The 13,820-nt window shown below is 62.2% G+C and carries 18 protein-coding genes; 13 read left to right on the top strand and 5 right to left on the bottom strand.

What is annotated here, in order from left to right; all coding sequences use genetic code 11:
• On the top strand, positions 1 to 191 hold a 191-nt coding region (locus M653_RS0112660; RefSeq protein WP_027143687.1), incomplete at its 5' end, for a transposase.
• A 289-nt stretch (positions 192 to 480) separates the two neighbouring features.
• Here the strand turns inward: M653_RS0112660 and M653_RS0112655 are convergent.
• Positions 481 to 1,293, bottom strand: coding sequence for a VOC family protein (locus M653_RS0112655; protein WP_027143686.1), 813 nt, complete (start codon positions 1,291 to 1,293; stop codon positions 481 to 483).
• Positions 1,294 to 1,537: 244 nt separating this feature from the next.
• Between M653_RS0112655 and M653_RS0112650 the strand changes: the two genes are divergently transcribed.
• Together M653_RS0112650 and M653_RS0112645 are read left to right on the top strand one after the other, a co-directional pair.
• On the top strand, positions 1,538 to 2,086 hold the full coding sequence (locus tag M653_RS0112650) for an alpha/beta hydrolase (protein ID WP_027143685.1): 549 nt from the start codon (positions 1,538 to 1,540) through the stop codon (positions 2,084 to 2,086).
• A 123-nt stretch (positions 2,087 to 2,209) separates the two neighbouring features.
• The gene (locus M653_RS0112645; RefSeq protein ID WP_027143684.1) at positions 2,210 to 3,385 is read left to right on the top strand and encodes an acyltransferase; all 1,176 of its coding nucleotides are present in this window, start codon (positions 2,210 to 2,212) and stop codon (positions 3,383 to 3,385) included.
• A 36-nt stretch (positions 3,386 to 3,421) separates the two neighbouring features.
• On the opposite strand, the gene M653_RS0112640 is transcribed toward M653_RS0112645, so the two are convergent.
• Positions 3,422 to 4,195 carry an HpcH/HpaI aldolase/citrate lyase family protein gene (locus M653_RS0112640; protein ID WP_027143683.1) on the bottom strand — a complete coding sequence of 258 codons (774 nt, stop codon included), beginning with the start codon at positions 4,193 to 4,195 and terminating at the stop codon, positions 3,422 to 3,424.
• Between the two features lie 110 nt (positions 4,196 to 4,305).
• On the bottom strand, positions 4,306 to 4,626 hold the full coding sequence (locus M653_RS0112635; protein WP_027143682.1) for a DUF1476 domain-containing protein: 321 nt from the start codon (positions 4,624 to 4,626) through the stop codon (positions 4,306 to 4,308).
• Positions 4,627 to 4,902: 276 nt separating this feature from the next.
• On the opposite strand from M653_RS0112635, the gene purC reads away from it, so the two are divergent.
• The 7 genes from purC (at position 4,903) to M653_RS0112605 (ending at position 8,692) form a co-directional block, all read left to right on the top strand.
• Complete coding sequence (gene purC, locus M653_RS0112630; protein WP_013532127.1) at positions 4,903 to 5,697, top strand: phosphoribosylaminoimidazolesuccinocarboxamide synthase; 795 nt, start codon at positions 4,903 to 4,905, stop codon at positions 5,695 to 5,697.
• A 43-nt stretch (positions 5,698 to 5,740) separates the two neighbouring features.
• A complete protein-coding gene (gene purS, locus M653_RS0112625) occupies positions 5,741 to 5,983 on the top strand; it encodes a phosphoribosylformylglycinamidine synthase subunit PurS (RefSeq protein ID WP_013895864.1) in 243 nt (80 codons plus the stop codon).
• Positions 5,984 to 6,001: 18 nt separating this feature from the next.
• On the top strand, positions 6,002 to 6,241 hold the full coding sequence (locus M653_RS1000000135490; protein WP_084636618.1) for a hypothetical protein: 240 nt from the start codon (positions 6,002 to 6,004) through the stop codon (positions 6,239 to 6,241).
• Positions 6,238 to 6,906 (top strand): phosphoribosylformylglycinamidine synthase subunit PurQ, encoded by a 669-nt coding sequence (purQ, locus tag M653_RS0112620; protein ID WP_015318137.1) that lies wholly within the window; start codon positions 6,238 to 6,240, stop codon positions 6,904 to 6,906. The genes M653_RS1000000135490 and purQ overlap by 4 nt, the downstream gene beginning before the upstream one ends.
• A gap of 64 nt (positions 6,907 to 6,970) precedes the next feature.
• Positions 6,971 to 7,636 carry a glutathione S-transferase family protein gene (locus M653_RS0112615; protein WP_027143681.1) on the top strand — a complete coding sequence of 222 codons (666 nt, stop codon included), beginning with the start codon at positions 6,971 to 6,973 and terminating at the stop codon, positions 7,634 to 7,636.
• Entirely contained in the window at positions 7,633 to 8,040 is a 408-nt protein-coding gene (locus M653_RS0112610) for a hypothetical protein (protein WP_027143680.1), read from the top strand. Before M653_RS0112615 ends, M653_RS0112610 begins: the two co-directional genes overlap by 4 nt.
• Before the next feature lie 7 nt (positions 8,041 to 8,047).
• The gene (locus tag M653_RS0112605) at positions 8,048 to 8,692 is read left to right on the top strand and encodes a Pr6Pr family membrane protein (RefSeq protein ID WP_027143679.1); all 645 of its coding nucleotides are present in this window, start codon (positions 8,048 to 8,050) and stop codon (positions 8,690 to 8,692) included.
• Positions 8,693 to 8,700: 8 nt separating this feature from the next.
• On the opposite strand, the gene M653_RS0112600 is transcribed toward M653_RS0112605, so the two are convergent.
• Positions 8,701 to 8,952, bottom strand: a complete 252-nt coding sequence (locus M653_RS0112600) for a DUF1127 domain-containing protein (protein ID WP_027143678.1) — start codon at positions 8,950 to 8,952, stop codon at positions 8,701 to 8,703.
• A gap of 91 nt (positions 8,953 to 9,043) precedes the next feature.
• Between M653_RS0112600 and M653_RS0112595 the strand changes: the two genes are divergently transcribed.
• Positions 9,044 to 10,453, top strand: coding sequence for a PLP-dependent aminotransferase family protein (locus M653_RS0112595; protein ID WP_027143677.1), 1,410 nt, complete (start codon positions 9,044 to 9,046; stop codon positions 10,451 to 10,453).
• Between the two features lie 77 nt (positions 10,454 to 10,530).
• Here the strand turns inward: M653_RS0112595 and M653_RS1000000137265 are convergent, their stop codons facing one another.
• A complete protein-coding gene (locus tag M653_RS1000000137265; protein WP_167531216.1) occupies positions 10,531 to 10,695 on the bottom strand; it encodes a hypothetical protein in 165 nt (54 codons plus the stop codon).
• Between the two features lie 247 nt (positions 10,696 to 10,942).
• Between M653_RS1000000137265 and purL the strand changes: the two genes are divergently transcribed.
• Both purL and M653_RS0112580 read left to right on the top strand, forming a co-directional pair.
• Complete coding sequence (gene purL, locus M653_RS0112585) at positions 10,943 to 13,174, top strand: phosphoribosylformylglycinamidine synthase subunit PurL (RefSeq protein ID WP_027143676.1); 2,232 nt, start codon at positions 10,943 to 10,945, stop codon at positions 13,172 to 13,174.
• Between the two features lie 7 nt (positions 13,175 to 13,181).
• Positions 13,182 to 13,745, top strand: coding sequence for a hypothetical protein (locus M653_RS0112580; protein WP_027143675.1), 564 nt, complete (start codon positions 13,182 to 13,184; stop codon positions 13,743 to 13,745).
• Positions 13,746 to 13,820: the final 75 nt, after the last annotated feature.

Here is a 13,820-nt window from a genome sequence, read left to right as displayed (position 1 = left end):
CGCCCCGCCTCAAGCTCTACAACCGCTTGATCGCGCGGCGCAGGGCGGCGGTGGAAACTACATTCGCCACGCTCAAGAACCGCATGCGTCTCACCCGCATCCGCTATGTCGGCCTCGTCAAGGCAACGGCCCAGATCATGCTCGCCACCATCGCCTTCAACATGAGACGATGGGCGGCGATCACGCCATAGCTGCGCCCGAAATCCGCCAAACGCCGCAAAGGCGCGGCTCCCAAACCCCGAAAAGCCTCCAAAGCAACGAAAATGGCCGCCCTCAATCCTCACAACACGCCTCCCGCAATATTGCGCAACAGGCCCACAAGGGGAGAAGGGAAGGTGTGCAGCGTCGGCGCCAAACGTCGACACCTGCGATTAGCCGAGGCCTAAGTGCAACGTTTTGCCTTCTCCCCTTGTGGGAGAAGGTGGCCGAGCGAAGCTNGGTCGGATGAGGGGTGCTCCAGCTTGGCGGAAGCTTCCGACTTCAAGCCTTGCCGGGAACAGTCCTGATCACCGTGCCCCAGGGGTCCTCACGGGTCGTTTCGCTGCTCACATTGTCCGAACGCATCTCGACCCAGGCGAGGCCGGAGCGGGAGGGGTCGCGGCGGCCGGCGCCGGCGCTCTGCCAGGCATTGGCGCCGATGTGGTGGTGGTAGTGGCCTGACGACAGAAACACCGCCTGGCCGCCATATTTGGCCACCGTGTCGAAGCCGAATTCCTGGTTCCACCAGGCTTCCGCCTCTTCCGGCCTGCCGACGCGCAGGTGGACGTGGCCGACAATGCTGTTTTCCGGCGCGCCCTGCCAGCCCGCATCGCCGGCCGGCACTTCGGCAACGACAGAAGGAATGTTCATCCGCTCGGTCGCCATGGCGATCCTGTCGCCGTTCCATTTCCAATCCTGCGGTCGGCGGTCGGCATAGATCTCGATGCCGTTGCCCTCAGGATCGGTCAGGTACAACGCTTCACTGACCAGATGGTCCGAAGCACCCTCGATGGCGATCTTGTCTGCGATGGCATGGTTGATCCAGCGGCCCAGATCGGCGCGGCTGGGCAAGAGGAATGCCGTATGGAAGAGGCCGGCACTGCGCGGATCGTCTGGCTTGGCGGCCACGGCCGGTTCAAGCACCAGCAGCGGACGGTCGGCTGCGCCCAGGGTGATCGCGCCATCGGCACGGCTCAGTTCCTGCAGGCCGACAACCCGGCGATAATAGGCCGCGAGGCTTTCGGCATCACGCGCCTTCAGCCCGACCCGGGCGACGCTCACCGGCGTGGTGGCGGCAAATGGCAGTTCGCTCATCATTGTCTCCGTTGCGGCAACGCTTCGCGAAGTTCCCAAAGCCAGGAGCCGGCGCCGCCGATCATTGTACGTCGTGTCAGCGCCAAAATCCCGGTCCCTCCACGGCTGTTTCTTTCCCGACAGAGATCGTCGATCGCCATCGTTCACACAAGACCGCGAAAAGCGAACATGGTGTTCACCATTGCGAGCGTGAGCGCATCCATCAACGGTTGCATCAGACAATCGCGCTCGCTATCTCAGCGCCATGAAAGTCAAGGACGCAGATATTCTGATTATTCCCGGATACACCAATTCGGGGCCCGAGCATTGGCAGACCCGGTGGCAATCGAAGCTGTCGACGGCGCGTCGCGTGGAACAGGCGGAGTGGTCGAAGCCGGTGCGCGAGGACTGGACGGCGAGCGTGGCCAAAGCGGTCAACGAAGCGCAGAGACCTGTCGTTCTCGTCGCTCACTCACTGGGAGTGGCCGCGGCCGTACAAGCCATTCCGCAATTCCGGAAGCCGGTCGCCGGCGCCTTCTTCGTGGCACCGCCCGACGTCGCCAACCCCAAGATCAAGCCAAGGCATCTGATGACCTTCGGCCCCTATCCGCGCGAGCCGCTGCCGTTTCCATCCATCTTGATCGCCAGCCGCAACGATCCCTTTTGTCCCTTCGATGTCGCCGAGGACATCGCCGGCGCTTGGGGCTCGCTGTTCATCGACGCCGGCGAGACCGGGCATCTCAGCGAGGATTCAGGCTTTGGCCCCTGGCCCGAAGGGTCGATGACCTTCGCCAAGTTCCTGACGGATCTCTGATCGCTCGGCCGTCCATGCTCCGCTTTGGAGGTCATATGCCTGCAAGACGATGGCCGCCGGGCAGCTTTACGGCAAATGGCCGGTCGGATAAGCCAAGGCGGCTGCGAAGTAAGAGGCTGGGATTTGCGTAAGGACGATTCGCTGGAATTCTTGCGGGGCGTTGCGTCAATCGTCGTGATGTTCTGGCACATGCTGCTCGGTTTTGCGCCTTCGGCGAGCGGTATTTTTGCGAATGGCCCAGCCAACTCGCTGCAAACGAGCTTCGTCTTCGTCGCGCTGAATGGCCAGTCCGCCGTGTATCTGTTCTTCGTGCTGTCTTCCTTCGTGCTGCTGAAACGTTATTTCGCGAACCGCAAGATCGGGGATCTCCTGCTGGCCGCGGCCAAGCGTCTGCCGCGGCTTGCGGGGCCCGTGCTTGTCACGGTGCTGCTGTCCTGCCTCATCTTCAGGCAGGAGCTGTATTTCTTCTGGGATGCCGGCGCCCAGACGGGATCACCATGGCTCGCCAATTTCGCCTATGCCGCAAAGCCGCTGACGCCGGAGACCGCGAACTTTTCGGACGCCCTCACGCAAGGGGCATGGCGGACGTTCATTTTCGGGGACAGCTATTACGACACGAGCCTGTGGACCATGTGGTTCGAGTTCTGGGGCAGCCTGATGGTCTTTGCCCTCGCGCCGGCTATCTTCTTCGTGCACGACCGCATACCTTTGCTTTCCTGGTGCGTGCTTGCCATCGGCATGTTCTTGGCATGGTCGGTCAATTTCGTTCTGGTCGCCTTCCCCGTCGGGCTTTCGTTGCATCTTCTGCTCGCCTCGAAATTTCGTCCGAACGCTTGGACAAGACTGGCTCTCGTCGCCGTGTCACTGGCTTTGCTGGGCTATGCCGGGAATGCGGTCGGCATCTACCGGCCCTTTGCCGTGCTGGAGGTCGGCGGTCTCCCCGAGAACGCCAGGCTGGCCTATACCGCCATATTGGGCAGCGTCATGCTCATCTATGCCGTGGTGACCTCGCAGAGCCCGCCATCATGGCTGACGGGCAAGGCGGCACGTTTTCTGGGCGATCTGTCCTTCCCGCTCTACCTCGTGCACGTGCCGATCATCTGTTCACTCGGGTCATGGGTCGTCCTGGCCAGCGGCTCCACCGCACTCGCGGCCGCTGCCGCCATACTGGGTTCAGTCCTCACGGCGTTGCCGCTGATGACCTTCAACAATTGGTGGGTCCAGGCGCTCGGCGCTCTGTTCAACAAATTCAGACGCAGCGGCCCCGTCGCAGCGGCGCCCGCGGCAGCGACTGCTTGACCACGCCTCTTGCGACTGCTGTCCGCCGGTTCGGATTCAGGATCCGATCGAGTCCCGCATGCCCTTGAGCAAGGCCTTTGCTCCCAGCGAAATCAGCGCATGCTCGGAGCCCGTGGCGAGAAGGCGGTAGCCCATCGATACGACGCGGCCGGCGATCGCCGGTTCGACGACGTAGATCGCCGCATGCTTGCCGGCCTTGCGGGTGCGCTCGGCAACCGAGGCCACTGTCTCCATCATGCTTTCCAGCGTGGAGTTGACGGCGGCGCCGTTGGTCCAGGCGATCGAGAAATCGGATGGTCCGAGGAAAATGCCGTCGATGCCCGGCGTGTCGAGGATGCCGTCGAGCGCATCGAGCGCGGCGCGAGTCTCGACCATCGCAAAAGCCATGGTGCGCTGATTGGTATCGCGCAGCCATTCGGCATAGTCGCCCTTGCCATGGCGGGGGAAGGCATAGGTCGGCCCCCACGAGCGTTCGCCGAGCGGGGGATATTTCATGGCGGCGGCGAACAGCTTTGCATCGGCCACCGAGTTGACCATCGGCGCAATGATCGCGTCGGCGCCAAAATCGAGGGCACGGCTGGCCATATCGAAACGGCCAACGGGAATGCGCACCAGCGCCGGCTTGCCCAGGGCCAGCACCGGTGCCAGGCCGCGCAGGACGCTGTCCTCGTGATGGCCGCCATGCTGCATGTCGAGTGTGACAGCATTGAAGTCCTGCCTGGCGAGGATCTCCACGGTCAGGGCGTCCGGCACGCCCGACCAGGCGGTGACCAGCGTTTCATCGGCGGCGAGACGGGACTTCAGGGACATCTAATCTCTTTCCTTGTTAGCGTCGGCAGTTTCAGCCGGAAACCGCCACAAAGGCAAAGAAAAACCGCCCGGATCGGCCGGGCGGTCGATTGGTCCAGTAAGAGGCCGGATCAGGTGTTCCTGATCTGCTCGATCGCCTGCGCCATCAGTTCATCCATGGTACGGCGGATCTGATGATCGGACTGCTCGACGCCCGCGGCGTCGAAATCCTTGCGGATCTTGCGGAACACGTCATGGTCGCCGGCTTCCTCGATGTCGGAAACAACGACTTCCTTGGCGTAGGCGTCGGCGTCATCACCGGATTTTCCGAGCTTTTCGGCGGCCCACAGACCAAGCGCCTTGTTGCGCCGCGCCGAAGCCTTGAACCGAAGCTCCTCGTCGAATGCAAATTTGCGCTCGAAGCCCTCTTCGCGGTCTTTCATGCTGCTCATGGCGTCCCTCCGGGTCAAATCCGATTCGTTGGCAGGTGAATATGTGTGTTGCCGAAGCACAAACCAAAAGGTCGCGGGCCGGTCAATATGCTTCGTCATATGCTGCGCTGCGGCATTTCAGTCCCGAAAGCGGTTGATTGGAAGGATTTGCCGATTGAGCAAACGGTGTGATTGGGATAGACCCGGCATTGAACGTCACCGTCGCCGCATTAATTCAGGCGGACGGACAGGAAGTGGTCGCTTACCGCCTGCCCGCAAATCCAGAGAAAAATTCAAATGAAAAATCGCCGCCGCATTTATGAAGGCAAGGCCAAGATCCTCTATGAGGGACCCGAGCCGGGCACGCTGATCCAGTTCTTCAAGGACGACGCAACCGCGTTCAACAAGAAGAAACACGAGGTCATCGACGGCAAGGGCGTGCTCAACAACCGCATTTCCGAATACATATTCAATCATTTGAACCGCATGGGCATTCCGACCCACTTCATCCGCCGGCTCAACATGCGCGAGCAGCTGATCAAGGAAGTCGAGATCATCCCGCTCGAAGTGGTGGTGCGCAATGTCGCCGCCGGTTCGCTGTCCAAGCGCCTCGGCATCGAGGAAGGCACCGTTTTGCCGCGCTCGATCATCGAATTCTACTACAAGGCCGACGCGCTCGACGACCCGATGGTTTCGGAAGAGCACATCACGGCGTTCGGCTGGGCAAGCCCACAGGAGATCGACGACGTCATGGCGCTCGCCATCCGCGTCAACGATTTCCTCTCCGGCCTGTTCATGGGCGTCGGCATCCAGCTGGTCGACTTCAAGATCGAGTGCGGCCGCCTGTTCGAGGGCGACATGATGCGCATCGTCGTGGCCGACGAGATTTCGCCGGACTCCTGCCGCCTGTGGGACGTGGCAACGCAGGACAAGCTCGACAAGGACCGTTTCCGCCGCGACATGGGCGGCCTCGTGGAGGCCTATCAGGAAGTCGCCCGCCGCCTCGGCATCATGAACGAGAACGAGCCGCCGCGTCCCACAGGTCCGGTGCTTGTCGCCTCGACTGACGGTCTCAAAGGCAAGCCGCACTGATTGCGGCTTGCGCCCCAACATTCAGAACAGGAGCATGTCCAGCGTGATCAAGGCCCGCATTACCGTCACCCTCAAGAACGGCGTTCTGGACCCGCAAGGCAAGGCAATCGAACACGCACTGTCAGGGCTGGGCTTCGATGGCGTCGGCGCGGTGCGGCAAGGCAAGGTGTTCGACGTCGAACTGGCGGAAAGCGACAAGGCCAAGGCCGAAGCCGATCTCAAGGCCATGTGCGACAAGCTGCTGGCGAATACGGTGATCGAGAATTATAGTGTGACGCTTACCTGAGGTTGTGTCGGAGGCAATATGCCGGAAGTCACGAATGAGTTGATGTTCGAGCTGCTGAAATGCGTGCATCACGAAATTGGTGAACTTCGTCAGGATGTGACGAAACGGGAATTGAGTGTTATGCGGGGTCATGTGGTGGCAACGCAAAGTGACATCTGTGGTATTCTCGCCCGCCAGGATGATCGATTTGAACGCATAGAACGCTGTCTCGATCCGCGCGAATTTGCCGAAGCTCAGAGGCCTTACGAACCAAAATGAAATCAGCTGTCGTCCTCCTGCCTGGCCTCAATCGCGACCGCGACATGATTGCGGCGCTGACCAAGATTTCCGGACAGGCGCCGGCAACCGTCTGGCAGACCGACACAGAAATCCCCGATGTCGACCTGATCGCCATCCCCGGCGGCTTCTCCTTCGGCGACTATCTGCGCTGCGGCGCCATCGCCGCGCGCATGCCGGTGATGCGGGCGGTCGCCGAAAAGGCCGCCAAGGGCGTCATGGTCATCGGCGTCTGCAACGGTTTTCAGATCCTGGTCGAGGCGGGACTGCTGCCCGGTGCGCTCATGCGCAACACCTCGCTGAAATTCGTCTGCCGGCAGGTCAAGCTCGAGATCGCCAACGCCAACACGATGTTCACCCGCCGCTACCAGCCGGGCCAGATCATCCGCTCGCCGGTGGCGCATCATGACGGCAATTACTTTGCCGACGCCGACACGCTTGCCCGTCTCGAAGGCGAAGGCCAGGTGGTGTTCCGCTATGCCGAAGGCACCAATCCGAACGGCTCAATCAACGACATTGCCGGCATCGTCAATGAACAAGGCAATGTGCTTGGCCTGATGCCGCATCCCGAGAACCTGATAGAAGCAGCGCATGGCGGCAATGACGGAAGGGCGCTGTTCGAAGGCGCCCTGGGCATTGCCGCTTGAAGTTTACAACCGCAACCTTAAGAATTGCGGCAATTCAAAATCATAGCGTGAGGGAGAGACGGTCATGAAGCTCTATTCGCGGCCGCTGTCGCCCTACTCTTCGATCGTGCGGGCACTGGCCTATATCAAGGACGTGCCGCTCAAGATCATCGCGCCGCCACCGGGTTTTCCGATCCCCGAAGAGTTTCGCGCCATCTCGCCGATGAACCGGATTCCGGTTCTGATCACCGGCTCGGGCGAAACGATCGTCGAATCGGTGGTCATCGCCGAATATCTTGAGGAGCGGTTTCCCGAACCGGCGCTGTTGCCGCCCGATTCGAAGGACCGCGCGCTGGTGCGCATGTTCGCCCGCATCACCGATCTCGATGTGCTGACGCCGACGATGAAGCTTTTCGAGCTGCATTTCGTGCCGAAGCGCAACACCGCCGAGATCGACGCCCAATTCGCCCGTCTCCACCATGGGCTGGCGGCCATCGAGGCACGCATGGCGCAGGGCCCCTTCGCGCTCGGTAGCGACATCAGTTTCGCCGATGCCTGGCTGACACCGACGCGGTTCATCCTCAACAACTCCCGCGCCATGACAGGCCGCCATGACCTGCTCGACGCCTATCCCAAATTCGATGCCTATGAGCAGATCGCCTCGCAGCACCCCGCATTGTCCAGGGTGTGGGGCGAGATGACCGACGGCCTCAAGATCTTTCTGTCCGAACTTGAAATGGGTGCCGCTTGATCAAGACGAGGACGATTGCCATCGTCGCCGCGGCGGGGTTTGCGCTGGCATCGTGCCAGTCGAGCCCCAAGAGCACGCCCATGCCGTCGGGCAAAAGTGCCGCGCTGCTGGCGATGGAACAGGTAGCGATATCGGCCCACAAATGCTGGATCGCCAGCAAGGACCCGGCCTTCAAGCAGTATCAGATGGCCAATGAGTTGAACTCGTTCAGCGGCCAGCCGCGCTTCCTTCTGGTGCCGGCCAAGCACTATGGCGGCAAACCGCTGCTGGTCGTGCAGGCGCAGGGGAATTCAAGCCATGTCGACGTCTTCGGACCGTTGATGAACGACCCGCTTGGCGCACGCATCAGCTCGGATGTAGCGCGCTGGCAGGCGGGCAATCCGGCCTGCGCAGCCACCGCCTGAGCCAGCCATGGGCCGGTTCCTGCAGATCGCGGGATTGGTTGTTGGCCTGATAGCGCTTGCCCTGCAGTTCTCGATCACCATTCCAGCGTCGATGGAAGCGGGCCGCGGCCTGTTTGGTTCGATCGTGTTCTATTTCAGCTTCTTCACCATCCTGACCAACATTGGCGCGGTGCTGGTCCACACCTCGCTGTTGTCATCCAACGGCCATGCGTCGTGGCTGCCGGCCTTTGCCGGACCACGGATGCGCGCGGGCGTCGCCGCATCGATTACCCTGGTCTTCATCGTCTATGCCACGGTGCTGGCGCGGCTCTGGCAGCCACAGGGCCTGTTCCTGCTTTGCGACGTCCTGCTGCACTACGTGACGCCGGTACTGTTCGTGCTGTGGTGGCTGATATCAGGCGCCGATGGCAAGACGAGATGGAGCGATATTTCCTGGTGGGTTGTCTATCCCATCGCCTATCTGGCCTATGCGCTGGCGCGGGCGCCGCTGGCGGGCGAGGTGCCCTACCCCTTCCTCGATATCGCCAGGAATGGCGTTGAGAGCGTCACTATAGCGGCGCTCGCCATCACCGCGCTGTTCGTGGCGATATGCGTCGTCGCCGTTTTCGTCGATCACGGCATCGGGCGTCTCAGGAGCAAAAGCACCCGATAGACCGGTCCCTATTCCCAGAGCGGCTTAATGCCTTCGCGGTGAGCGTCGCAGCGCGAGATGCCGATATCCTTGAGTTGATCGTCGGTCATCTCCAGCAGTGCCAGCCGGCCGCGCCGGCGCTCCAGCAGATGGTCGATCCATTTCGCCAGCGACCTGACCACTTGCACAAGTCGGCCGGCGAAGCCGCGCTGCCTGGACGGGAGAGCAGGTTGGCCAAGCAATTCGGTTCTCGGGTGGCGGAATGTTCCGATTGTATCCATCTTCTTCTGCCAAAATATCAATTGCACCCTTTTTAGCGCGCTATTGATATGTATTGACTCCCAAAACGGTGCAATATAGAAAATTGTCACCATGACAAATTGGGTTCCAGATCTCACGGGTTCAGGTCCGCTGTATCAGCGCCTCGCAGACGCCATTGAAGCGGATATCGACCGGGGTGCGATCGGTGCGGGGGCAAAGCTGCCGCCACAGCGCGACCTCGCCTACGACATCGGCGCCACGGTCGGCACGGTCGGCCGGGCCTATCAATTGCTGCGTGAGCGCGGTCTAGTCAGTGGTGAGGTCGGACGGGGGACCTATGTGCTGGGAGAGAACATTGGCGTTACAAGGCCAGAGGAGCCCGACACCAGCGTCGAAGGCACGCGTTATGCCGATGCCCCCAAGGACAAGCTGCGTTTCGACAGCACGGCCGCCCCTGACATCGGCCAGGGCGCCATTGTTGCCGACGTCCTGGCGCGCGCCGCGCAGGACCATCCGCATGAGATTTCGAGCTACACGCGCGATTTCCCGGATCGCTGGTACGAAGCCGGCGCCCGGTGGCTGTCACGGAACGCCTTCCGGCCAGCGGTCGATACAATCGTCCCCACCCTCGGCACTCATGCCGCGGTGATGGCCGCGATCGCGGCCCTCACCACGCCCGGCGACTATGTCGCCTTCGAGCACCTCACCTACTCGCAGATTTCCCGCAGCGCCGGACTGATTGGCCGGCGCACCGCGCTGGTGGCCTCGGACGATGAAGGCCTTGATCCAGCGGATTTCGAACGCGTCTGCGCGCAAAAGCATCCCAAGATGATATTTCTGATGCCAACGGCGCAGAATCCGACCTTGGTGACCTTGTCGTCGGCGCGCCGTGAGGCGATCGCGCGTGTCGCTCGTGAATACAACGTCATCCTGATCGAGGATGACCTCTACGGCCATCTGACCGACGACCCGACACCGCTGCTTGCCGAATTTGCGCCCGAACGCACCATCATTGCAGGTGGCCTGTCAAAATCGGTCGCGGCCGGCCTGCGCGGCGGCTGGCTCTCCTGCCCGCCCGCCTATCGCCACCGCATCCGGGTCGCTCATAAGATGATGACCGGCGGCATGCCATTCCTGTTGGCGGAGGTGAATGCCCGGCTGGTGCTTTCCGGCCAGGCCAGCGAAATCCGCGAGCGCAGCATCGCGGAGATCAGCGCCCGCATGGCCATGGTGCGCGAAAGCTTGACGGGCTTCTCATTCAAATCGCACGACAAGGTGCCGTTCGTCTGGCTCACCCTGCCCGATCCCTGGCTTTCCGGCACGTTCAAGAATGCCTGCTTGGAGCACGGCGTGCTGATCGACGATGAGGATGAGTTCAAGGCGGGGCGCTCGGAGCGGGTTTTCCATGGGGTGCGCTTTGGCGTTTCGCAGCCAAGGCGGCGCGAGGATATTGCCGGCGGCGTCGCGGTGATCAGGCGGCTGCTGGACGAGGGCCGCGCAGGCTACGACAGTTTTTCCTGAGCCATGCGCGGCCACCCGCCCTGCTTGCCTCGAGACGCCGCCTTCGCGAAACCGAGACTTGTCAGAACCGGACCGGATCAGCCTTCGGCCTTGAAGTTCTTGGCTTCCTTCTCTGCCTTGTCCTTGCCGTGCTTCTCAGCCAATTCCTTGGCTTGCCGGGGCGAAACGTCGGTGGTCTCCGCGATATGGAGAGCCTCCTTGTCCGAGAGGCGATTGTCGTTCTTGCCTTGCTTGGTAGCCATCGTCCTGTCTCCTGAGTGATAGGACCTAACGGCTGGGACATCATGGCGTTCCCCATTTGGCTTTTGGGGGAGCTCAATCGCTGGTCGGGGTGCCTTTCGTGGCTCAAGGGAGGGCCTGCCACGATTTATCGCGCGCATCACCCTGTTGCTTTCTGCCTTTTTCCTTCTCCGACGGGTGTATCGGCCGCAAAGCTTGCGATAAGAGGAGACTCAAAAATCCCTGCTCCATGGACATAAATCGCCGCCCATGACCATTTCCAATTCCGTGCCGATCACCCAGGACCTCATCGCCGCGCATGGGCTGAAGCCCGATGAATATCAGCGCATTCTCGACCTCGTCGGACGTGAACCGAGCTTTACCGAACTCGGCATCTTCTCGGCGATGTGGAACGAGCACTGCTCCTACAAATCCTCGAAGAAATGGCTGCGCACCTTGCCGACCACCGGTCCGCAGGTCATCCAGGGCCCGGGCGAGAATGCCGGCGTGGTCGACATCGGTGACGGCGACTGCGTCGTCTTCAAGATGGAAAGCCACAACCACCCGTCCTTCATCGAGCCTTATCAGGGTGCGGCGACCGGCGTCGGCGGCATCTTGCGCGACGTCTTCACCATGGGCGCGCGGCCGATCGCGGCCATGAACGCGCTGCGCTTCGGTGCTCCCGACCATCCCAAGACCAGGCATCTCGTCGCCGGAGTGGTTTCCGGCGTCGGCGGCTACGGCAATGCCTTCGGTGTGCCGACGGTCGGCGGCGAGGTCAATTTCGACGCGCGCTACAACGGCAACATCCTCGTCAATGCCTTTGCCGCGGGCCTTGCCAAGACGGACGCCATCTTCCTGTCAGAGGCAAAGGGGGTCGGCCTGCCGGTCGTCTATCTCGGCGCCAAGACCGGCCGCGACGGCGTCGGCGGCGCCACCATGGCCTCGGCCGAGTTCGACGACAAGATCGACGAGAAGCGCCCGACCGTGCAGGTCGGCGATCCCTTCACCGAAAAATGCCTGCTCGAGGCCTCTCTCGAACTGATGGCCTCGGGCGCGGTCATCGCCATCCAGGACATGGGTGCGGCCGGCCTTACCTGTTCGGCGGTCGAGATGGGCGCCAAGGGCGACCTCGGGATCGAGCTCGACCTCGACAAGGTGCCGGTGCGCGAAGAGCGCATGAGCGCCTACGAGATGATGCTGTCGGAAAGCCAGGAGCGCATGCTGATGGTGCTGCGCCCCGAAAAGGAAAAGGAAGCCGAGGCGATCTTCCACAAATGGGGCCTCGACTTTGCCATCGTCGGCAAGACCACCGACGATCTGCGCTTCCGCGTGCGGCACCAGGGCGACGAGGTCGCCGACCTGCCGATCAAGGACCTTGGCGACAAGGCACCGGAATACGATCGCCCGTGGGTCGAGCCGAAGAAGCCGGCGCCGCTTGCCGCCAACGATATCCCGCAAGCCGACCTCGCCGATGCGCTGCTGAAGCTGCTTGGCGGACCGGACCTGTCTTCGCGTCGCTGGGTGTGGGAACAATACGACACGCTGATCCAGGGCAATTCGCTGCAGCTTCCGGGCGGCGATGCCGGCGTGGTGCGCGTCGAAGGACATCCGACCAAGGCGCTGGCCTTCTCCTCCGACGTGACGCCGCGCTACTGCGAAGCCGATCCCTATGAGGGCGGCAAGCAGGCCGTCGCCGAATGCTGGCGCAACCTGACCGCCACGGGGGCGCTGCCGCTCGCGGCCACCGACAATCTCAATTTCGGCAATCCCGAACGGCCAGAAATCATGGGCCAGTTGGTCGGCGCGGTGAAAGGCATTGGCGATGCCTGCCGGGCGCTCGGTTTCCCGATCGTGTCGGGCAACGTCTCGCTCTACAACGAGACCAACGGCCAGGGCATCCTGCCGACACCGACCATCGGCGGCGTCGGCCTGATATCGGATTGGTCGAAGATGGCCCGGATCGGCTTCGCCGCGGAAGGCCAGATGATCCTGCTGGTCGGCGCGCCGGCTTCCTGGGGAACGCATCTTGGCCAGTCGGCGTATATGCGCGATGTCCATGGCCGCAGCGATGGCCCGCCTCCGCCGGTCGACCTGGAGCACGAGAAGCGTGTCGGCGACCATGTGCGCTCGTTGATCGCGTCCGGCATCGTCACGGCGGCGCATGACGTCTCCGACGGCGGCATCGCGGTGGCGCTGGCCGAAATGGCGATGGCGTCCGGCATCGGCGCGACCGTTCCCGGACTGGTCGGCACCGATCCGATCCCGGTCTGGTTCGGCGAAGACCAGGGCCGCTATCTCCTGACGCTGTCGATCGATCCGCATGGCGATGAATGGGACGCTATTCGCAAGCAGCAGGGCGAACTCGGCATCTTCGCGCCGTGGATCGGCTCGACGGGCGGCAACGCGCTGAAGCTCGGCGATGCCAGGGAGGTCCCGGTCAGCGATCTGACCGCCGCCCATGAAGGCTGGTTCCCGCGCTTCATGGATCAGGCCAGTTGACGAGAGCATGATCCCGAAAAGTGAAAACCGATTTTCGGAAAAGATCCTGCTCAATCATAAGAAACTGGCCCTACGAGCGCTGCTTGCAGTCGTCTTCTGGCCGTCGCTGTTCTTCTTCTGGTGCCTTGGACCGTTCGTCTTCTTCCTGCTGTCGACGACCTCGAGCGAGGTTTGCCCGAGGCTGGAAACACGCGCCGAGTTTCTCGCCGCGGCCAACGATACGCTTCCGATGCTGGTCCTGCAGAACCTCATCTATGCGGTTCCGATTGTCTGTCTGGTGCTTTGGAACCGGCTCCTGCCGGAGCCAGCGCGAGCCAGGCATATCATCACCTGCATCAAGCTTTTCGCCATCTCGGCTGTTTTGGGAGCCTTGTGGGAGTATGGCTCTTCGCTTGTCTGCGATGGCTACGGCCAGCCGTTCTTCTCGCCCGCCTGGCGGATGACCAGCTATCTGCCGATCGCCAACCTGGCGGTCAACACCCCGCTCTACGTGCTGGTTTTCAGTCTGGGCCGCGCCTTCTCGATGCGCGAGGACGAGCCGGCGCAGGGGCCGGGTGAAACCATCTCCTGAACACCAACAGAACGAACTCCGGACGGAACCGCTTCAATCCGGATTGGAAAGGCTTTAGGCTCGCCCGACTCTCAT

Source organism: Mesorhizobium sp. WSM3626 (genome assembly GCF_000513935.1).
In the GTDB taxonomy this organism is placed as follows: Bacteria; Pseudomonadota; Alphaproteobacteria; order Rhizobiales; family Rhizobiaceae; genus Mesorhizobium; species Mesorhizobium salmacidum.
Note: the sequence above shows the minus strand (reverse complement) of the source record. Positions and strands in the feature narration are given on the sequence as shown.

Bases quoted from the DNA above. Each gene is read 5' to 3' on its own strand.
- M653_RS0112655 (WP_027143686.1), bottom strand. From the start codon at position 1,293: ATGAGCGAACTGCCATTTGCCGCCACCACGCCGGTGAGCGTCGCCCGG.
- M653_RS0112650 (WP_027143685.1), top strand. From the start codon at position 1,538: ATGAAAGTCAAGGACGCAGATATTCTGATTATTCCCGGATACACCAAT.
- M653_RS0112640 (WP_027143683.1), bottom strand. From the start codon at position 4,195: ATGTCCCTGAAGTCCCGTCTCGCCGCCGATGAAACGCTGGTCACCGCC.
- M653_RS0112635 (WP_027143682.1), bottom strand. From the start codon at position 4,626: ATGAGCAGCATGAAAGACCGCGAAGAGGGCTTCGAGCGCAAATTTGCA.
- purC (WP_013532127.1), top strand. From the start codon at position 4,903: ATGAAAAATCGCCGCCGCATTTATGAAGGCAAGGCCAAGATCCTCTAT.
- M653_RS1000000135490 (WP_084636618.1), top strand. From the start codon at position 6,002: ATGCCGGAAGTCACGAATGAGTTGATGTTCGAGCTGCTGAAATGCGTG.
- purQ (WP_015318137.1), top strand. From the start codon at position 6,238: ATGAAATCAGCTGTCGTCCTCCTGCCTGGCCTCAATCGCGACCGCGAC.
- M653_RS0112615 (WP_027143681.1), top strand. From the start codon at position 6,971: ATGAAGCTCTATTCGCGGCCGCTGTCGCCCTACTCTTCGATCGTGCGG.
- M653_RS0112605 (WP_027143679.1), top strand. From the start codon at position 8,048: ATGGGCCGGTTCCTGCAGATCGCGGGATTGGTTGTTGGCCTGATAGCG.
- M653_RS0112600 (WP_027143678.1), bottom strand. From the start codon at position 8,952: ATGGATACAATCGGAACATTCCGCCACCCGAGAACCGAATTGCTTGGC.
- M653_RS0112595 (WP_027143677.1), top strand. From the start codon at position 9,044: ATGACAAATTGGGTTCCAGATCTCACGGGTTCAGGTCCGCTGTATCAG.
- M653_RS1000000137265 (WP_167531216.1), bottom strand. From the start codon at position 10,695: ATGGCTACCAAGCAAGGCAAGAACGACAATCGCCTCTCGGACAAGGAG.
- purL (WP_027143676.1), top strand. From the start codon at position 10,943: ATGACCATTTCCAATTCCGTGCCGATCACCCAGGACCTCATCGCCGCG.
- M653_RS0112580 (WP_027143675.1), top strand. From the start codon at position 13,182: ATGATCCCGAAAAGTGAAAACCGATTTTCGGAAAAGATCCTGCTCAAT.